Genomic DNA, 19493 nt, shown 5'->3' with positions numbered 1-19493 from the left:
CGTGTTGACGTCGTCCGCGACGTAGTAGAAGCCGTCGCCTTCAGGCGTCATTGCGATGCCGAACAGGTTGCCGTTGCCGGGGGGCGACTGCGCCTTGTCGGTATTGATCCAGCGCGCGTAGATCTGCTTGCCGGCGACCGGATCGATCTCGACGACCTGGCCGTTCTGCCCGTTGGTCGTGAGCAGGTGGCCGTTCGGCGCAGTTGCGAGCGCGAGCGGGCGGCGCAGGAAGCCGTCGGCGGTGATCTGGCGGCCGACGCCCGCGCTGGTGTCGCGCGTGAGCGGGTCGTCGATTTCGACGATGCGGTTGCCGATCGCGTCCGACACGTACAGCTTCTTCTGGTCGCCGGACAGCGCGAGGCCGGTCGGGCCGACCAGGAACACGCCCTTGTCGGCCTGCGCGCCGAGGCCGCTCGCGACGACCGTTTCCTGCTTGATCACGGGCGGCTTGCCGGCCGGCACGTCGAGGTCGAGACGCAGCACGGTCGCCTGCTTGTAGACGGGCGGATTGCCGTCCGCGCCGCCGACGCCGAAGCCGGCCATGCTGACGAACAGCGTCGCGCTGTCGCCGCGGTCGACCACGGCCATGTTGCCCCACGGGTCGTTGATGTTCGGGGTCGACCACGTCGAGGCGATCTTGCCTTGCGGATCGAGCACGATCAGGCAGCCGGCGCCCTTGGTGTTGGTCGTGCCGTCGTTGCTCGGCGTGCTGCCGACGATCACCCAGCCTGACTTCAGCATCGTCATCGCCGTCGACAGGCCGACGCCGCCCGGGCACGCTTTCAGGTCGCGCGGGATCGATGCGAACAGGCTCAGTTGCTTCGTCGACGGGCGGTAGTTGACGATCGTGCTGCCGGTGCCTTGCAGGTTCGCCGAGTTGTTGAAGTTGTCGACGAGCACGTCGCCCGCCTGGATCGTGCCGGCCGACACCGGCGCGACCGCGATCGCGTACGGGTTCTGGTCACCGTTGTCCGGCACCGTGTTGACGAGCGTGGTGTGGCGATGCACGGTCTCGAGGAAACCTTGCGGCTCGGCGAGTGCGCCGGCGGCGGCCGTCAGTGCGGCGGCGGCCAGTGCGCCCGTCGCGAGGCGGCGAAGCGGGGCGGATGGATTCATGTGGGTCTCCTGGGGAGCGCGCCGTCCGGGCGGCGCGCGAAAATGGTCAGCGTGGGCGCGTCCGCTCAGAACGTGATCGTCGTACGCGCGCCGATCACGAACGTGTTGCGCAGCGGCTGGGTCGCGTCGCTCGGGTTCTGGCCGGCGCCGGCGTTGAACGTGTACTGCGCGTCGGCCTGGACGATCCACCACGGGTTGACCTGGTACTGGTAGGTCGCTTCGAGCGTCGTCTCGCGGGTACGCACGCCGTACGGGCCGGTTGCGAACGACTGCGCGGTCTGGTCGAGGTCGGTCACGTGGTTGCCGACCTGGATGTACGTGACGCCGAGGCCGACGCTGTCGTTGTCGCGGCCTTCGAACGGCGCCTTCAGCACGATCCCCGCGTTGGCGGAGAAGCTCACCAGGTTGCGGTCGCCCGGCGCGCCCATCACGCGTGCGAACACGCCGAGGCTTCGCGGGCCGGTCGGGTCGGGGCGCCAGATCATCTGGTCGGCCACCGCGTAGAAGCTGTAGTTGCCGTGACGCTGCTGTGCGTCGCCGTTCGACGCGGGATCCGAGAGTGACAGCCCGTCGGTGCCCACGTTCTGGTCCGCGAAGCGGCCGTTGTGATACCAGACGCCGATCTTGTAGGTGCCCGGCAGCCCGTTCGAGCGGCCGGTGTCCATTTCGCCGTCCGCAGGCTGGTTCAGCGCGTACTGCAGCTCGCCGATATAGAGCGCGCCGTTGTGCAGGTTGAAGTTGGTGCCGCTGAGGTTGCTCGGGTTGTTGCCGAGCGGGTCGCCGTCGAACACGCCCGCGAGCGCGGTGAGCTTCGGCGTGATCTGCGCACGCACGCGCACGCCGAGGCCCGCGAGCGGATAGGCGGGGCCGCCGTTCGGCAGGTCGTACGACGGCAGCGCCGGCCAGCCGAACATCGTGTTGACGAACGTGTTCGCATACGTGCTGACCATGAATTCCTGGTCCAGACTCTGCTGGCCGATCTTCACGTCGACCCGCTTGTCGAGGAACGACTGCTGGTACCACAGCTCCCACAGGCGCGTCGTGCCCTGCGCCTCGATGCCGCTCGCGGTGTTGAGCGTGCCGAGGTTCCGCGCACTCAGGTTGGTGCCGTGGATCTGCAGCGCGCTGACGTTGAACGTGCCGCCAGGCAGGCCGATCGCCTTTTGCGTGTCGACCGTCAAGGTGGCGGTCGTCAGCCCGTCGTAGGCGCCGCCGCGGTTCAGGCCGCCGCGCAGGTTCGCGAGGTATTCGCTGGTTTCGGTGATCTGCAGCGTTGCGCCGTACTTGCCGAGCCACGGGCGGATGCCGCCCATGTCGCCGAGCAGGTTCTGGCGGGTCCAGATGCCGGTCCACATGTTGGTCGGCTTCGCCTGGATCGCCAGGTCGGCCTCGGGTGCTTCGGGCTGTGCGTCGACCGGCACGTCGGCGAACGCCGCGCCGCTCGCGAACGATGCGCATGCAAGAATGGCCGCGCAGGCGGCGGGGCGCATCCGGGCACGGACGCTGTCTCCCTGGAACGACGCAAACTTCATATCAAATCCCTGGTTCTAATTAGTGTGTAGTCCTGCTTGTCGGTCGCTGTCCGGACGCTCGGCACCGATTGGCCAGGGCATGAAGATGAACGCAACGCGGCGCATCGTAGGAGTGTCAAATGGGAAAGTCAATGTAAACGAGAATGATTCGCATCTAAATTACTGAATGTAATCCAAGGGCTTACGGACAGCAGGTGCTACGTGTTTAGTCGAGAGGTAAAACGTAAATATCGGCGTAATGAAAATGAATGCTTTGGCGCGGATCGATAGATCCGCGAGGAGCGGCGCCAGAGACATCCGGCGTGCGCCAGGTGGCGCGTTCCAGTGGACGGAATCGACGTCGCGATTGAGATTCATTATGCGATGTCACCGGCCGCACGAACTCCGTGCTTTCCCGGTGCGCAAACAGGCCCGGTGAAATTCGCGACCCGTGAGAGCCCGCCGGCCGGGCTTGTGGGCGTTGTTCAGGGTTTGCGTTGTAAGGGTTTGTTTGTCGTATTCGTGCGGGGTTCCGACGGTTGATGTCGAGGCTCGTTCAGATTCGGCTGGAGCTTCAGATTCGGCTGGAGCTTGTTGCCGCAGCGAGGCTTCCGGGCGAGGCGCGCTTCCGTCGTTGAGCCGATGGTTCGCTCGAATTTGAATGGCCGGTTCTCGCAGGCCGGTGACGATGATTGCCGAAGGCCGCAAATGATCCCTCTTTCTGGATGTGACAATCGTTCAAATCTCGCCGTGTGCGGACGCGTACCATCGTCAATGCTCTGTTACTAGAGCACTTCCCCTCGGATTTGGCGCCAAGCTCACGCTTGGCCTTTTTTCTCATCGTGGGGGCAGGGGCGGGATTCCCTTGGACGGTGCTTGGCCACGACCGATCTCTGGATATTGTTTGTTCGGTAATGAATCGAGGTTTGTTTGCATCTCCATGCCGACACATCGACGTTGGAAGGATCCCCCCCGAAAACAGGCGGTTTCCGACGCGCGCCCATGCATCGCTGGAAAATCGGTATTGAGGCGATAGTGGATATCCAGCATCCAATTCCCGATTCCGGACCGCGCAGCGGAACGTTCATTACCGTGGGTTGCTGATCGGGGTTGCTATGGAATCGAGTATCGACGATATCCAGTTGTGCTATGAAAAGGCCATCGGCGCTTATAACACCGGCCAGCTTGAACTCGCGCTTCAGCTCGTCGACGAAGTTCTGACGGAGTACCCGTCAAGCGGTGATGTCCTGCATCTGAGAGGGCTGATCGCTTTGTCGTTGAATAGGGCTGAGGAGGCCGAGGACTGGTTCAAGAGGGCTATTGACGCGTCTCCCAACGCAGTCTTCTACAACAGCCTGAGCGTGGCGCAAGTCCGATTGAAGGCATTTTCGCAGGCGGCAGCAAGTGCGCGAATTGGTCTGGCATTTGCAGAAGATCATCAGCCGGACCTGGACACTTCGAGGCTGCTGAATAACCTGTTTACGGCCTTGGAGCTGGATGACAAGCCGGAAGAGGCCGGGGAGTATTGCCGACGCACGATCGAACGATATCCAGCGCGTGCGGATGCTCACAGCAATTTGGGCGTTTTTTTCTTCCAGTCAGGAAAGATCGATCTGGCGATAAATGCGTATCGTCAAGCAATCAAGTTGAATCCAAACCATCTCGTTGCTCACGCCAATCTTGGATATGCATTGCTTTGCACCGGGGACTATGAGGAAGCCTGGCCATATTTCGAACACCGATGGGCAACCATTCGAGTGGGCGATTCGCCTCCAGGGATCAAGCCTCCTGCCATGGCGATCCGTCGGTGGCTGGGGCAAGGGCTGCCGCCAGGCGAAAACCGCCTGCTCGTTTTGGCCGAGCAGGGCTTTGGCGATACGCTGCAATTCTGCCGATATCTCGAAATGGCGCTCGGACATTTCACGGCAGTGGGATTCATATGCCCGAAGCCGTTGCGTCGGTTGCTGACCGATTCGCTCTGCTCTCGGTGGCCCAATCTGACGCTGCTCGACGAAAAGCCGTTCAACGCACTTCGGTGGGACTGGTATTGTCCGATCCTGTCGCTGCCCATGGCCTTCGGAACGCGAGTAGACAACATTCCCGCCGACTTGCCATATTTGTACGCTGATCGGCGACGGGCGCGAAAATGGGCATCGAAAGTGGCAACTTTGCTTCCAGAGGCCTTGCCTCGCATCGGCGTGGTCTGGGCAGGTGGGCATTCGGGCCTGGCCGAAGATCGCCGGCGGAGTATTAACCTGGAGACGATGGCGCCATTGCTCGCGTGGCCTGGTGCGCACTGGATCAGTCTGCAGAAGGCAGATGACATTTCGAAAGCGCTATCCCACGAGAAGCATCCACATGTAGTCGACTGGATGGACGAAGTGCGGGATTTTGCCGATACCGCAGCCCTCATCGACGCGCTGGATCTTGTCATTTCAGCCGACACCGCAGTCGCTCATCTGGCGGCAGCGATGGGCAAGCGCGTGTGGCTACTGAACCGGTATGCGGGCTGCTGGCGCTGGTTGCGCAATCGTGACGATAGTCCGTGGTATCCAGGCATGCGAATCTTTACCCAGACCACGCGCGGAAACTGGGCCGAGGTAATCGAGCGCGTCTTGTCCGAGTTGGAGTTCAATGCCACGGCTTTGTCGGCGGAGAGGGCGTATCGGCGTGACTAGCCGACCCATGGAGCAAGCTGAACCGTCTCCTGGGCCATCCCGGTCGATGGCTTTCGGGCATTTCAGGCGACCGTGTCGGGCGATTGCCGGCCAGTTGTGGCCGGGCGACGCAAACGCGTGAATCGTAGAGAGTCTGTTCCAATCTGATGGTGCTTCGGTGTCTTGGGCGAAGCCGTCTTATTCATTTATTGATGTGTATTCCTGATGAATTAAATGGTGGGGAATTGAAGCTGGCCTCTTCCCCGAAGATCAACGACGAACTTCATTGGGGCAACAAGTGATATCGCCGCAGATGCGTTCATGGGTCGCTGAAAGACCCGGTTTGCCATCGAGACTCGAGATAGCTCACGACCGATGCGCGTCGTCGTGCCAACAGCAACTCCATCGCGATCGACGGTATCAAGGGCGACACGACCGTCACCAACACGAATTGTGTGGCCGGTCGTCGGGCGATCGAAGCGCGTCGAGGTTTCCAGGTGTGATTCGAGCGCTCGTGCTGATCGATCGGTGCATTCGGTCAAACGATGCAGGGGTGGCGCAGAAGTGAATAAGGCAATGCTCGGGATGTGCGGTCTGCTGATTTGCGGACTTGTCGTGACGCTGGTGGTTGTCCTCGAAACGGTACCGAAACCGCGGGAGAAAATCACGCAGGCCGCGACCAAGCCGGTAAAGGTGAGGTGAGGATGCGCGTTCTGCTGACATTGTGGGGGAGCGCGATTGCGCTGGCCGTCTGCGTGGCCTGGCTAGCCGATCGCCCCAAACAGGGCGAGCCCTTGGCACTTGCATCTCGACTGATTCAAGGCTCGACGAAATCGGTCATCAGGCCGCCGCGCGAGCAGGCCCGGTAACGGCGGCTCGTGCAATTCTCCCGTGCCGGTCACGATCGTACCGATGCCGAAACCGACGTTCCGATGTGAGATTGAAAAATGCAACATTTCCTGTATCGAATGCTGAACGTCACGGCGCTCGCGTGGAAATTGACGGTACCAGCGGAGACGGAAACCATGGCCAACGGCACGTCGATCACTGATGTCGGCTGCCGTATCGTGCAACCAGCGCATGGTTTGCGCGGCGGTCAGGATGACGCCATTGGCTGACTGCAAGCCCTTGGGGTTCACCCGACAGGAACGAAGCGTGACAGTTCCTCGGTCACGCAGGGCCGTCTTCGGCTCGGGTGGCCGGTAGCCGCTATTCCGCATCATGCGTGTGGTTGGGATCGAGCAACTCCAGCCGATAGCCGTGATTGTAGACGGCACGAAGTCGAACACCGTTTTCGGGGCCGATTCGCAACTTCGATCGCACACGATAGATATGCGTATCGAGCGTTCGGGAAATGTGGTCGCTATGGCGTCCCCATATCGACTTGATCAATGCTTCTCTCGGCATCGCGCGGCCACAGTTTTGAAACAGGGCGACCGCAACGTTGAATTCTCTCGATGTCAGTTTGATCGGCTCATCGCTCAAGAATACGGTTTCGGTCACGAGGTCCAGACGATAACGACCAATGTTGATCGATGTTGGCGTTGAGTTTCCTGGATAGGCCCGCCGCAGGAGTGCACGTACTCTTGCGATCAGTTCATGGCGACGGACGGGTTTGACCATATAGTCGTCGGCACCTGCATCAAGCGCAATGACAAGCTGCTCCTCGCGCACGCGATTCGTCAGGAACAACACGGGGAGATCTCTGCCCACTCGCGCACGAATCCAGGCAAGGACTTCCAGCCCGGAAATATCAGGCAGGTTCCAGTCGAGCACAACCAGATTGAAGGTGTCGGTTTCGAGGAGGCGGATGGCTTCTGCGCCCCGGGTAGCGCCTCGGACATCGAACCCTTCGGCGATCAGGGTATCGCTGATGAACGCCGCTTGTGCTGGCTCGTCGTCAACGGCAAGAATCTTCATTGGCACCATTTTTATCGTGTTGTTTAAATCCGGGAATGCCCTCGTGCATGGGGTGGTTTGGCGGTCGGATTTAATTGAAAGTGAACTGAAACAATATGCCCGGGCGTCGTGTGCCTGGATGGCATGATTGATTTGCGAAATAGAGTGGCATTTTTTGGCTGTTTTTTTGTCAACTTTTATGAACGGAATAAATTTTTGGGGCGTGATTGATTCGTGACAAATGTTGTCAATTGCAATTCGTCCTCCATATAGCATGCTTCATGTGGATTGCTGAAACGGATGCGGTTTTCTTTCAGGTGATTCTGCGGCCTGAATGGTTCGTATGACGAAATGAGTGGAAGTCATTCGCTATTGATGTGGTTGAAATATTTTGAAATATTTTGAAATATTTTGCGGCTGATAGCGATGGACGGGCGAGTGGCGAGCTGTTAATAGATTTTTGACTCGATCAGGGTCTATTTCCAAGAATGGCGAGATGTGATTATCTAAATGCGTAACCTGGAGTCGTATCGGCGGTATCTGGAGGAAAGGGCGAAGCTGGAGTCTCGAATCGCAGAGGAGCGACGAGCGGCTGCAGAGGCGATTCTGCTGGAGATCAGATATTGCGTCCGCGAGTTTGGTTTTGCTCCCGAGGATATTTTTGCGGTCGATGTCCTGCGTCGTGCGACCAAACGGCGACCGCGTTATTTCGATCCCGTCAGTGGAGCAACATGGTCAGGGGTAGGTCGTGCTCCTGAGTGGATTCGCGATAAAGATCGCAAGCAGTTTGAGATATCGAATTTTGAGCGTGACGATTGAGTCTGGTGTTTTGTGCGCTGAGGCGATTCCGTGGCTTGCAAAATCGGATATTTGACTCTGTAGCGCTGTCGATCGCCTGTATCAGGAGATACGTGCGCGGGTAGCGGCATTTGTTGATGCTGATGGTCGACAAGCTGCATCCGATGGCTGTTGTCGCGAAATTCGGCATGAGCGGTCAGTCGGTTTGCTATTGGGCCGCATCCTTTGAGGGGCGAGGTGATCGCGGTGGCCGAGCGTACGGCCTCGATCGAAACGCCGACGCGTGAGCAAATCGCCTTGCGCCTCTCAACTGCCTTCGATCCGTCGCGGTCCTGGCATTTCGATAAGCCGAGCGTAGCGCTCAACAGGGAGGGCTTTATGGTCAAACACAACAGGCTGTTGCACAAAGAACGCGACCAACAGGTAGTTGTCGTGGAGCAGATCAGTCTCGACAAGCTATAGCGGACCTTGCGCGACGACCCCATTCGCCGGCTCTATTTCCACGAGGCCGGGCTTTGGGGATCGTCGCAGGTTCAGCGTAGCGGGTTCTCGGGAGACTTGCGTCAAGAAATCGAACCGTACGAACTACCAACGCATTGTTCCTGGCGCTCCAGACCACGGCGCGAACGCATTGGTCCGTGTCACTCATGTACGCGACATCAAAGGCCTTAACGTCGTCCGCTTCATTGGCGAACTGCTCGGGGCGGATGGCGAGCGTCCAACCGTGATCGAGCGGGGCGATGACGAAACGGCGGGAAGTCGGTTGACGTTAATTAATAAGTTTTCCTGATTTGTAAGTGTGTAAAAGCCAACGACTAAGGAAATCGAGATCGTGTGGCGACACTTGAAATGCGGATGGTGACGCTTCACCCCATGAACCAAGAGAGCCGTTGACGCTGAACGTGCCAATCCAATGATCGGCCGGGGCGTCAAATTCTAATAAAGTAATATCGGATACCTAAGTATCATGAACAAAATTTACAAAAGCATCTGGAATCAGGCGCTGGGTGTGTGGGTGGCGGCGTCCGAGTTGACGCATGCGCGGGGTAAGACTTCCAAGAGCATTTGCTTGCAGGGAAGTGCGAATTCATCTGGCCGGAGCGTATCTGGTGTGCCGATGATGCGGCTCAGACATGGTGTGTTGGGATTTCTGGCGGTGGCAGGAATCTCGACCGTGGGAGTGTTGCCCAATTTAGGATTTATGGCTGCAGCAGGAATCTTGATGGTGGGAGTGTCACCCAATGAGGCGTGGGCGGGCGCTATTGGAAATTGTAATGGCGGCACGTCGACCACGACGAGTGTCACTGGGGCGGGCACTGGTTGGGCAACCGGCTACTGGAGCGCGAATGAGGGGAACTGCGGATCCGGGACTGGGGTAATCATAGCGGAGAATGGAAGTGCTAACGGCGGTGTATCTGGCGCTACGGCCTCATTTGCCTACATGTGGATCGGGGCGACCGGAAATAATGCATCGGGCGCGATTACGCTGTACGGCCCAAGCGGGATTACGCTGAATGCTGGTTCGAGCGGGACAATTACGCTGAAAAACACGACGTCGCTGAGCGGAAACAAGATCACGAGTTTGGCGGCGGGTACGAATCCGACGGATGCGGTGAATTTTTCCCAATTGACGTCGTTGTCCACGTCGACGTCGACGGGCTTGTCGTCCGCTGTTAGTTCGATCACTTCGCTGTCGACGTCGACGTCTACCGGTCTCTCGTCGGTCAGCAGCTCGATCACATCGTTGTCGACGTCGACGTCGACGGGCTTGTCGTCGGCCAGCAGCTCGGTTTCCTCGTTGTCGACTGGCCTGTCGTCCGCGAACAGCTCGATCACGTCGCTGTCGACTTCGACGTCGACGGGCCTGTCCTCGTCCAACAGCTCGATCACCTCACTGTCGACCTCGACGTCGACCGGTTTGTCATCGGCCAATAGCTCGATCACGTCGCTGTCGACATCGACGTCGACCGGTTTGTCGACGGCGAATAGCTCGATTACGTCGCTGTCCACGTCGACGTCGACTGGCCTGTCGTCGGCGAACAGTTCGATCACGTCGTTGTCCACGTCGACGTCGACGGGTCTGTCGTCGGCCAGCAGCTCGATTACGTCGTTGTCCACGTCGACCTCGACGGGGTTATCGTCGGCCAGCAGTTCGATCTCTTCACTGTCCACTTCGACCTCGACCGGCATCAGCTCGCTGTCGACTGGCCTGAGCTCGACGGACAGCACGGTTTCGTCGCTGTCGACGTCGACCTCGACCGGGCTGTCGTCGGCGAATAGTTCGATTACGTCGTTGTCCACGTCGACCTCGACGGGGTTATCGTCGGCCAACAGTTCGATCTCTTCGCTGTCGACGTCGACCTCGACCGGTCTGTCGTCGGCGAATAGTTCGATTACGTCGTTGTCCACGTCGACGTCGACTGGCCTGTCGTCGGCCAATAGTTCGATCACGTCGTTGTCCACGTCGACGTCGACGGGTCTGTCATCGGCGAATAGCTCGATCACGTCGTTGTCCACGTCGACCTCGACGGGGCTGTCGTCGGCCAATAGTTCGATCACGTCGCTGTCCACCTCGACCTCGACAGGCATCAACTCGCTGTCGACCGGCCTGAGCTCGACGGACAGCACGGTGTCTTCGCTGTCGACGTCGACGTCGACCGGTCTTTCGTCGGCGAATAGTTCGATTACGTCGTTGTCCACGTCGACGTCGACTGGCCTGTCGTCGGCCAATAGTTCGATCACGTCGTTGTCCACGTCGACCTCGACTGGGTTATCGTCGGCCAACAGTTCGATCTCTTCACTGTCCACTTCGACCTCGACAGGCATCAGCTCGCTGTCGACTGGCCTGAGCTCGACGGACAGCACGGTTTCGTCGCTGTCGACGTCGACCTCGACCGGTCTGTCGTCGGCGAATAGTTCGATTGCGTCGTTGTCCACGTCGACGTCGACGGGCCTGTCGTCGGCCAATAGTTCGATCACGTCGTTGTCCACGTCGACGTCGACGGGTCTGTCATCGGCCAATAGCTCGATCGCATCGTTGTCCACGTCGACCTCGACGGGGTTATCGTCTGCCAACAGTTCGATCTCTTCGCTGTCCACCTCGACCTCGACAGGCATCAACTCGCTGTCGACCGGCCTGAGCTCGACGGACAGCACGGTGTCTTCGCTGTCGACGTCGACGTCGACCGGTCTTTCGTCGGCGAATAGTTCGATTACGTCGTTGTCCACGTCGACGTCGACTGGCCTGTCGTCGGCCAATAGTTCGATCACGTCGTTGTCCACGTCGACCTCGACGGGGTTATCGTCCGCCAACAGCTCGATCTCTTCGCTGTCCACCTCGACCTCGACAGGCATCAACTCGCTGTCGACCGGCCTGAGCTCGACGGACAGCACGGTGTCTTCGCTGTCGACGTCGACGTCGACCGGGCTTTCGTCGGCGAATAGTTCGATTACGTCGCTGTCCACGTCGACGTCGACTGGCCTGTCGTCGGCCAATAGTTCGATCACGTCGTTGTCCACGTCGACGTCGACCGGTCTTTCGTCTGCCAACAGTTCGATCTCTTCGCTGTCCACCTCGATCTCGACAGGCATCAACTCGCTGTCGACCGGCCTGAGCTCGACGGACAGCACGGTGTCTTCGCTGTCGACGTCGACCTCGACCGGATTGTCGTCGGCGAATAGCTCGATTTCCTCGCTGTCTACATCGACTTCGACGGGGCTGTCGTCAGCCAACAGCTCGATCACTTCGCTGTCGACTGGCCTGAGCTCGACTGACAGCACGGTGTCGTCGCTGTCGACCTCGACGTCGACGGGCCTGTCCTCGGCGAACAGCTCGATCGGCTCGCTGTCGACTGGCCTGAGTTCGACAGACAGCACGGTGACGTCGCTGTCGACGTCGACCTCGACCGGTCTGTCGTCGGCGAACAGCTCGATCAGCTCGCTGTCCACGTCGACGTCGACGGGCTTGTCGTCAGCTAACAGCTCGATTACGTCGTTGTCCACCTCGACGTCGACCGGTCTCTCGTCGGCCAACAGCTCGATTACCTCACTGTCGACTTCGACCTCGACTGGGTTGTCGTCGGCCAATAGCTCGATCTCGTCGTTGTCCACATCCACCTCGACAGGCATCAGCTCGCTGTCGACCGGCTTGAGTTCTACTGACAGCACGGTGTCGTCGCTGTCGACCTCGACCTCGACCGGTTTGTCGACTGCGAATAGCTCGATTACCTCGCTGTCCACGTCCACGTCGACAGGCCTGTCGTCGGCTAACAGCTCGATCAGGTCATTGTCGACGTCGACCTCGACGGGGTTGTCGTCGGCGAATAGCTCGATCACGTCGCTGTCTACATCGACGTCGACGGGTCTGTCATCAGCCAACAGCTCGATCAGCTCGCTGTCGACTGGCCTGAGTTCGACAGACAGCACGGTGACGTCGCTGTCGACGTCGACCTCGACCGGTCTGTCGTCGGCGAATAGCTCGATCACGTCGCTGTCCACGTCGACGTCGACGGGGTTGTCGTCGGCGAATAGCTCGATCTCTTCACTGTCCACCTCGACCTCGACAGGCATCAGCTCGTTGTCGACCGGCCTGAGCTCGACGGACAGCACGGTGTCGTCGTTGTCGACGTCGACATCGACGGGCTTGTCGTCAGCGAATAGTTCGATCTCGTCGTTGTCCACATCGACTTCGACGGGGCTGTCGTCGGCTAACAGCTCGATCACGTCGCTGTCGACCTCGACCTCGACGGGATTGTCATCGGCGAATAGCTCGATTTCCTCGCTGTCCACATCTACCTCGACGGGTTTGTCGTCCGCGAACAGTTCGATTTCCTCGCTGTCGACGTCGACCTCGACCGGTCTGTCGTCGGCCAACAGCTCGATCACGTCGCTGTCCACTTCGACGTCGACCGGCATCAGCTCGCTGTCGACCGGCCTGAGCTCGACGGACAGCACGATGTCTTCGCTGTCCACCTCGACGTCGACCGGCATCAGCTCACTGTCGACTGGCCTGAGCTCGACGAACAGCACGGTGTCGTCGCTGTCGACGTCAACGTCGACGGGCCTGTCGTCCGCGAATAGCTCGATCACGTCGCTGTCCACGTCAACGTCAACCGGCATCACCTCGCTGTCAACTGGCTTGAGCTCGACATTTAGCTCGGTGTCGTCGCTGTCGACCTCGACCTCGACCGGCCTGTCGTCCGCCACCAGTTCGATCACCTCGTTGTCCACCTCGACGTCGACCGGCATCAGCTCGCTGTCGACTGGCTTGAGCTCGACGAACAGCACGATCCTGTCGCTGTCCACGTCGACGTCGACCGGCATCAGCTCGCTGTCCACGGGCCTGAGCTCGTCCAACAGCTCGATCACGTCGTTGTCCACGTCGACCTCGACCGCAATCGAAGCCGCGAAAACGCACTATTTCAGCGTCAACGATGGCGGTACGGCAGGGGCGAACTACGCGAACAGCGCGGCGACGGGTATCGACTCGCTGGCCGCCGGCGTTGCCGCAACGGCCGCGGGCGCAAGCAGCGTCGCCGTCGGCTACGGGTCGAACGCGCAGTCGGACGGCGCGGTCGCGATTGGCCAGAACGCATCGGCAACGGGCGGCAAGGCCGTGTCGATCGGCTCCGGCAACACGGCAAGCGGCGACGGCGCGGTCGCGATCGGCGATCCGAGCATCGCAACGGGTACCGGCGCGGTGGCGATGGGCGCGAACGACACGGCGACCGGCAACGGCGCAGTGGCGCTCGGCAACGCGAACACGGCCAACGGCGCGAGCGCACTTGCACTCGGCAGCTCGAACCAGGCCACCGCGGACAACACGATCGCGCTCGGCAACCAGGCCACGGCAAGCGCCACCGGCGCGCAAGCGTACGGCTCGGCAGCGCAGGCAACCGCCGCCGACGCACTCGCCTTCGGCACGAACGCACAGGCCAACGTCGCCAACTCGATCGCACTCGGCGCGAACTCGGTCACGAGCGCCGCGAACCCGACGTCGAGCGCCACGATCGGCGGCGTTACGTACCCGTTCGCAGGCGGCTCGCCGGTCGGCGTGGTGAGCGTCGGCGCACCGGGCCAGGAACGCCAGATCACGAACGTCGCCGCGGGCCGGATCTCGGCCAGCAGCACGGACGCGATCAACGGCAGCCAGCTCAACGCGACGAACAACGCGATCAACACGCTGTCGACGTCGACCGCGTCGAACGTCGCGTCGCTGTCGACGGGCATCAACTCGCTGTCGACCGGCCTGAGCGCGACGAATAGCAACGTGGCCTCGCTGTCCACGTCGACCTCGACCGCGATCAACTCGCTGTCGACGGGCCTGAGCGCGACGAACAGCAACGTCAACTCGCTGTCGACGTCGACCTCGACCGGCATCGGTTCGCTGTCCACCGGCCTGAGCACGACGAACAGCAACGTGGCCTCGCTGTCGACCGGCGTGACCAACATCAACAACCAGTTGAACCAGTTGTCGACGACAATCAACAACAGCCAGACGCATACCGCCAACACCATCGGCATTGCTGCTGACGTGAACGGAAAGGGTACCGACGTCCCGACCGTCACCGCGGGTTCAAATTCGGTATCGATCGGCGCGAATTCGACGGACGGAGGCCGTCAGAACGTCGTGTCGGTCGGCAGCGACCAGCAGCAGCGCCAGATCATCAACGTCGCGCCGGGTACGCAGCCCACTGACGCGGTGAACGTCCAACAGCTCAATTCGGGGATGAGCAATACGTTGAATCAAGCAAACAACTATACAAATAGTCAGGTCCAGAGTCTCCAAAACAGTCTTGACTCTGCTCGCAAAGATGCAGATGGTGGGACCGCGGCAGCAATGGCGGTGGCCGGTCTTCCTCAACCGACCAGTCCAGGAATGAATATGGTTGCATTAGCCGGCAGTGTGTATCGAGGTCAGTCCGGTCAGGCGCTTGGGCTCTCAAGGGTCTCAGAGAATGGACACTGGGTCTACAAAGGAGCAGTCACTACGAATACTCGCGGCTCGTACGGCGTGGTCGTTGGGGGAGGATATCAATGGTGACGACCATCCGGCATCGAATCGCGAGTACCTACGGCGGGCGAGAGTGCAGCGTATATGTTGCCAAATTGCATAAGGCATGTACCAGACGGCAAAGCAGGGTATCGCGGTTGTCGGCGCGGTGGCGTTGGTACTGCGGCTCGATCCCGGGGCCAACTTCGAGATGGATATCGGCACGTCGACTTTCGTCGGTCGGGAGGCGATGGCGATCAATATGCACGAACAGCATCACGGAGAACTCGAGAGCGTCGATCAACGGATGCTTCGGCGACGGTCAAGAGGTTGTTTGGCGCTGGCACGCTTAATGCGTCGCAAGGCCATTCTTCTCGCCGACAGGGCGATCATCGAGCGCGACCGCGCGCTGTCGTCGCTCACCACCGATGACGCGATCGCACACCGGGCATTCCTGCGTCGGCCCACGCCGCGCGAGTGGTGGATCGGGCCGTCGCGGCCGCGGCGCAGGGGCTGGATGCGGCGTCCACGTATTCGAAGGAAGAGGGAATCGACAACGGGCACCTCGGCACCCGCAATGTCGGCGCGGGCGGACGCTATACATTCGGCGACTTCGCGCTCGACGCGCTGTACGTGAATACGTGTACCACGCTGACGGGCGCGCACGTCGACACCTACGATATCGGCGGGCTGTACCGGTTCGCGCCGGATTTCTTCGCGTATTCGAACTACCTGTACGCGAAGGGCAACCGGCAACTGGAGCGGCAATCACTCGAACCAGGCCGGCATCACGCTCGATTACCTGTTGTCTAAGAAGACCGACATCTACATGAGCGCCGTGTATCAGCGGGCGAGCGTCGGCCAGGACATCATTGCGTCCGTGTGCGGCACGTTCACGGCATCGTCGGGCGCGCGGCAATCGGTGTTGCGAGCTGGTGTGCGCATGGTCTTTTGAAGGGGCCGCCGTACCGGTTTGAAATTGCTCTGTCACCGATTGAGTTGGCCGCACAGTCGTAGGCACTCGATCGTCGCGGCCACGGCCGCGCGATTCGCGTTGTCGGGGTGCCAGTACATCGACACCGCGCCCTGGCCCTCGAGCTGCATCGGCAGGATCCGGATCGCGTTCAGTTGCGCGAAGCGCTGCGCAGCGCGATGCGACGCCACGCCGAGCAGGTCGGTGTTGTTCAGCAGCGTGAGGTTGAGGATCGACGAGTTCGATTCGACACAGTGCGGCGGCCGTACGCGGCCGGCGGCCGACAGCGCGGCCTCCAGCGCGTTGTGCACGGGCGTGCCCGACGGCCACACGATCCACGAGTAGGCGAGCACGTCGTCCCAGCCGACCGACGTCGCACCGGCGAGCGCGTGGTCGGGCCGCGCGACGAACACGACCGGATCGACATACAGCGCTTCGGCGTGCAGCAGCGGATCGACGGATGTCGACCCCGAGCGGCCCACGACGATATCCAGTTCGCTGCGTGCGAGTTGCGGCATCAACTGGTTCATCGTGCTTTCGGTCATCCGGACCTGCGCGCGCGGCATCCGTTTCAGCAACTGCGACACCGCGAGCGGCACGGTATCGGCCGCCGCCACGCCGGACGTACCGATCGTCACGAGGCCGCTGCCGCCTTCCCGCAATGCGGCCATGTCGTCGCGCGCGACGTCGAGCTGCGCTTCGACGCGGCGCGCATGCTCGATCAGCGCTTCGCCGTACGACGTCGGCCGCAGGCCGCGCGCATGCCGCTCGAACAGCGGCAGCCCGACATCCTCTTCCAGTTCCTTCAGCCATTTCGACAGCGCGGGCTGCGTGGTCGCGAGTGCGACCGCCGACTGGCTCAGATTGCCGGTGCCGGCAAGGCTCAACAGTACCTGCAGATGCCGCAGTCGCAGCCGGTGGGTCCAGTCCATCGCATGCCTCGTCGCGAGTAGATATATCCAGAATTATATGGATCAGATGATTTGACCATTTTACCGGGTATGTCTGGGTCGAATATAAATCACCTAACGGACTGCCGCATGGTCCTCGCCCCGACATAGCGCCGACGCCGATCGGCCGACTCCAAGGAGACATCATGACGACCCACCCGGACGCGTCGCGCGCCGCCTACTACGCACGGATCGCCGAGCAACGTCTGGCGCCGCTGTGGGAATCGCTGCACAACCTCGTGCCGAAATCCCCGCAGCCGGCCGCGCAGGCTGCGATCTGGAGGTACGCGCAGGTTCGCGACCTTGTGATGCAGGCCGGCAGCGTGATCAGCGCGGAAGAAGCCGTGCGCCGGGTGCTGGTGCTGGAGAACCCGGGGCTGCCCGGCAAGTCGAGCATGACGCCGACCCTGTACGCGGGCCTGCAACTGATCCTGCCGGGCGAGATCGCGCCGAGCCACCGCCATACGCAGTCGGCGCTGCGCTTCATCGTCGAAGGGCGTGGCGCGTGGACGGCCGTGAACGGCGAGCGCACGACGATGCATCCGGGCGACTTCATCATCACGCCGTCGTGGGCGTGGCACGACCACGGCAACCCGTCGGAGGAAGCGGGCGGCGAACCGGTCGTGTGGCTCGACGGGCTCGACATTCCGCTGCTCGCGAACCTCGACGCAGGCTTCGCGGAGAACTACCCGGAAGCCATGCAGCCCGTGAATCGCCCGGAAGGCGACAGCTTCGCGCGCTTCGGTCACAACATGGTGCCGGTGCGGCATCGCGTGAGCGATCCGACGTCGCCGGTGTTCAGCTATCCGTATGCCCGTACCCGCGAAGCGCTCGACGCGCTGTACCGGAACGGCGAGCTCGACGCATGGGACGGCGTGAAGCTGCGCTACGTGAACCCCGCGACGGGCGGCTGGCCGATGCCGACGATCGCCACCTTCATGCAGTTCCTGCCTGCCGGTTTCGACGGCCGCACGTACCGCAGCACCGACGCGACGATCTACTGCGTCGTCGAGGGCAGCGGCACCGCGCACATCGGCGGCAACGCATTCGAATTCGAACCGCACGACATTTTCGTCGCGCCGTCGTGGGCGCCGGTGCGGCTGTCTGCGTCGTCCGACAGCGTGCTGTTCAGCTATTCCGACCGGCCCGTGCTGTCCGCGCTGAACCTGCTGCGCGAAGCGCGCGACTGACGCCGGCCGGTTTCGACGATTCGTTTCCCGTTTTCCGTGCGTCGCTGCGGCGGCGCGCCCCTTCATTCGTATTGATGCTGGAGCCATTCATGACTTTCGTTTTCCCGCCCGAAGCGCCCGTGGCGCTCCCCGTTGCCGGCAGCGACGCGCAGTTCGCGGTACGCCGCGTGTATTGCGTCGGCCGCAACTACGCTGCCCATGCACGCGAAATGGGCTTCGATCCCGATCGCGAGCCGCCGTTCTTCTTCTGCAAGCCGGCCGATTCGATCGTGCCGGTCGCGTACGGCGAAACGCTCGATCTCGAATATCCGGCGCAGACGTCGAACTATCACTACGAAGCCGAACTCGTCGCGGTGATCGGCAAGGGCGGTTCGGACATTCCGCTCGAGCGCGCGCTCGAACACGTGTGGGGCTATGCGGTCGGCCTCGACATGACGCGCCGTGATCTGCAGATGAAGATGCGCGAAATGGGTCGGCCGTGGGAAATCGGCAAGGCATTCGACCGTTCGGCGCCGATCGGGCCCGTGCATCCGGCAAGCGACGTCGGTCATTTCGAGCAGGGCGGCCTGTGGCTGACCGTCAACGAGGCGACGAAGCAGAAGAGCGACGTGTCGCACCTGATCTGGTCGGTTGCGGAAACGGTGGCCGACCTGTCGAAGTTCTTCCGCCTCGAACCGGGTGACGTGATCTTCACAGGCACGCCCGAAGGCGTCGGCGCGGTGGTCGCGGGCGACGTGATGAAGGTCGGCGTCGAACGGCTCGGTGAACTGACCGTGCGCGTGGTCTGACGCATCTTCCTCGAAAGGCGACATCGTGCAACTGCATAGCTTCTTCAACAGTTCGACGTCCTACCGGGTGCGCATCGCGCTCGCGCTGAAAGGGCTGCCGTACGACACGCTGCCGGTGAACATCCGTACCGGCGAGCATCGCGAGGCGGCCTACGTCGCGAACGTGAACCCGTCGGCCGCGGTGCCGGCGCTGGTCGACGGGGATTTCCGTCTCGGGCAGTCGCTCGCGATCCTCGACTACCTCGACCAGATCCAGCCGACGCCTCGCCTGATTCCGCTCGAACTGCGCCAACGCGCGCGCGTGCTGGAACTCGCGACGCTGATCGCGTGCGACATCCATCCGGTCAACAACCTGCGCGTGCTGCGTTATCTCGACAGCGAACTGAAGGTCACGCCGCAGCAGAAGACCGCGTGGTATCGGCACTGGATCGCGGAAGGGATGGCCGGCGTCGAGCGGCTGCTCGCGCGCGCGGACGAGGGCCCGTGGTGCTTCGGCGACACGCCGACGCTGGCCGACGTGTGCCTCGTGCCGCAGGTCGCGAATGCGTTGCGAATGGATTGCGACCTGAGTGCCTATCCGCGCAGCCTCGCGGTGTTTGAACACGCGCGGCACGAGCCGG

Annotated in this window: 15 protein-coding genes and 2 pseudogenes; 12 read left to right on the top strand and 5 right to left on the bottom strand. The window is 61.5% G+C overall.

The window, feature by feature from the left end:
• Both G3N99_RS16590 and G3N99_RS16585 read right to left on the bottom strand, forming a co-directional pair.
• Positions 1–1116, bottom strand: a 1116-nt coding sequence (locus tag G3N99_RS16590) for a hypothetical protein (RefSeq protein ID WP_206122937.1), incomplete at its 3' end; no start/stop codon positions are given.
• A 65-nt stretch (positions 1117–1181) separates the two neighbouring features.
• Positions 1182–2648, bottom strand: coding sequence for a carbohydrate porin (locus G3N99_RS16585; protein WP_206122936.1), 1467 nt, complete (start codon positions 2646–2648; stop codon positions 1182–1184).
• A gap of 1094 nt (positions 2649–3742) precedes the next feature.
• On the opposite strand from G3N99_RS16585, the gene G3N99_RS16580 reads away from it, so the two are divergent.
• Entirely contained in the window at positions 3743–5305 is a 1563-nt protein-coding gene (locus G3N99_RS16580) for a tetratricopeptide repeat protein (RefSeq protein ID WP_206122935.1), read from the top strand.
• A 926-nt stretch (positions 5306–6231) separates the two neighbouring features.
• On the top strand, positions 6232–6402 hold the full coding sequence (locus tag G3N99_RS16575) for a hypothetical protein (RefSeq protein ID WP_206122934.1): 171 nt from the start codon (positions 6232–6234) through the stop codon (positions 6400–6402).
• Positions 6403–6493: 91 nt separating this feature from the next.
• Here the strand turns inward: G3N99_RS16575 and G3N99_RS16570 are convergent, their stop codons facing one another.
• Positions 6494–7204, bottom strand: a complete 711-nt coding sequence (locus G3N99_RS16570) for a response regulator transcription factor (protein ID WP_206122933.1) — start codon at positions 7202–7204, stop codon at positions 6494–6496.
• 489 nt (positions 7205–7693) lie between these two features.
• Here G3N99_RS16570 and G3N99_RS16565 point away from each other — a divergent pair, with 489 nt between their 5' ends.
• The 4 genes and pseudogenes from G3N99_RS16565 (at position 7694) to G3N99_RS41915 (ending at position 15023) form a co-directional block, all read left to right on the top strand.
• Positions 7694–8002, top strand: a complete 309-nt coding sequence (locus G3N99_RS16565; RefSeq protein WP_206122932.1) for an H-NS histone family protein — start codon at positions 7694–7696, stop codon at positions 8000–8002.
• A 225-nt stretch (positions 8003–8227) separates the two neighbouring features.
• Complete coding sequence (locus G3N99_RS16560) at positions 8228–8443, top strand: hypothetical protein (RefSeq protein WP_206122931.1); 216 nt, start codon at positions 8228–8230, stop codon at positions 8441–8443.
• A gap of 505 nt (positions 8444–8948) precedes the next feature.
• A pseudogene (locus tag G3N99_RS16555) lies at positions 8949–14843 on the top strand (ESPR-type extended signal peptide-containing protein); the annotation flags it as partial.
• Entirely contained in the window at positions 14820–15023 is a 204-nt protein-coding gene (locus G3N99_RS41915) for a YadA-like family protein (protein WP_277396378.1), read from the top strand. The pseudogene G3N99_RS16555 and the gene G3N99_RS41915, both read left to right, overlap by 24 nt.
• Positions 15024–15051: 28 nt before the next feature.
• On the opposite strand, the gene G3N99_RS16550 is transcribed toward G3N99_RS41915, so the two are convergent.
• Positions 15052–15276 (bottom strand): hypothetical protein, encoded by a 225-nt coding sequence (locus G3N99_RS16550; RefSeq protein WP_206122939.1) that lies wholly within the window; start codon positions 15274–15276, stop codon positions 15052–15054.
• A gap of 51 nt (positions 15277–15327) precedes the next feature.
• Here G3N99_RS16550 and G3N99_RS16545 point away from each other — a divergent pair.
• From G3N99_RS16545 to G3N99_RS16535, 3 genes and pseudogenes are all read left to right on the top strand, one after another.
• Positions 15328–15477, top strand: a pseudogene (locus G3N99_RS16545) (integrase); the annotation flags it as partial.
• Positions 15450–15785, top strand: coding sequence for a porin (locus tag G3N99_RS16540; protein ID WP_307873442.1), 336 nt, complete (start codon positions 15450–15452; stop codon positions 15783–15785). The pseudogene G3N99_RS16545 and the gene G3N99_RS16540, both read left to right, overlap by 28 nt.
• A complete protein-coding gene (locus tag G3N99_RS16535; RefSeq protein ID WP_174989826.1) occupies positions 15778–15927 on the top strand; it encodes a hypothetical protein in 150 nt (49 codons plus the stop codon). The genes G3N99_RS16540 and G3N99_RS16535 overlap by 8 nt, the downstream gene beginning before the upstream one ends.
• Before the next feature lie 32 nt (positions 15928–15959).
• On the opposite strand, the gene G3N99_RS16530 is transcribed toward G3N99_RS16535, so the two are convergent.
• Positions 15960–16877, bottom strand: coding sequence for a LysR substrate-binding domain-containing protein (locus G3N99_RS16530; RefSeq protein ID WP_206122930.1), 918 nt, complete (start codon positions 16875–16877; stop codon positions 15960–15962).
• Between the two features lie 164 nt (positions 16878–17041).
• Here G3N99_RS16530 and gtdA point away from each other — a divergent pair, with 164 nt between their 5' ends.
• The 3 genes from gtdA to maiA all read left to right on the top strand — a co-directional run.
• On the top strand, positions 17042–18085 hold the full coding sequence (gene gtdA / locus G3N99_RS16525; protein ID WP_206122929.1) for a gentisate 1,2-dioxygenase: 1044 nt from the start codon (positions 17042–17044) through the stop codon (positions 18083–18085).
• Positions 18086–18174: 89 nt separating this feature from the next.
• The gene (locus tag G3N99_RS16520; protein WP_011355488.1) at positions 18175–18873 is read left to right on the top strand and encodes a fumarylacetoacetate hydrolase family protein; all 699 of its coding nucleotides are present in this window, start codon (positions 18175–18177) and stop codon (positions 18871–18873) included.
• Positions 18874–18898: 25 nt separating this feature from the next.
• A partial coding sequence (gene maiA / locus G3N99_RS16515) for a maleylacetoacetate isomerase (protein ID WP_206122928.1) occupies positions 18899–19493 on the top strand: 595 nt, incomplete at its 3' end.

Source organism: Burkholderia sp. Ac-20392 (genome assembly GCF_017104585.1).
GTDB classification, from domain to species: Bacteria; Pseudomonadota; Gammaproteobacteria; order Burkholderiales; family Burkholderiaceae; genus Burkholderia; species Burkholderia lata.
Note: the sequence above shows the minus strand (reverse complement) of the source record. Positions and strands in the feature narration are given on the sequence as shown.

Excerpts from the sequence above, each read along its gene's own strand:
- G3N99_RS16585 (WP_206122936.1), bottom strand. The coding sequence starts at position 2,648 with ATGAAGTTTGCGTCGTTCCAGGGAGACAGCGTCCGTGCCCGGATGCGC.
- G3N99_RS16580 (WP_206122935.1), top strand. The coding sequence starts at position 3,743 with ATGGAATCGAGTATCGACGATATCCAGTTGTGCTATGAAAAGGCCATC.
- G3N99_RS16575 (WP_206122934.1), top strand. The coding sequence starts at position 6,232 with ATGCAACATTTCCTGTATCGAATGCTGAACGTCACGGCGCTCGCGTGG.
- G3N99_RS16570 (WP_206122933.1), bottom strand. The coding sequence starts at position 7,204 with ATGAAGATTCTTGCCGTTGACGACGAGCCAGCACAAGCGGCGTTCATC.
- G3N99_RS16565 (WP_206122932.1), top strand. The coding sequence starts at position 7,694 with ATGCGTAACCTGGAGTCGTATCGGCGGTATCTGGAGGAAAGGGCGAAG.
- G3N99_RS41915 (WP_277396378.1), top strand. The coding sequence starts at position 14,820 with ATGGCGGTGGCCGGTCTTCCTCAACCGACCAGTCCAGGAATGAATATG.
- G3N99_RS16530 (WP_206122930.1), bottom strand. The coding sequence starts at position 16,877 with ATGGACTGGACCCACCGGCTGCGACTGCGGCATCTGCAGGTACTGTTG.
- gtdA (WP_206122929.1), top strand. The coding sequence starts at position 17,042 with ATGACGACCCACCCGGACGCGTCGCGCGCCGCCTACTACGCACGGATC.
- G3N99_RS16520 (WP_011355488.1), top strand. The coding sequence starts at position 18,175 with ATGACTTTCGTTTTCCCGCCCGAAGCGCCCGTGGCGCTCCCCGTTGCC.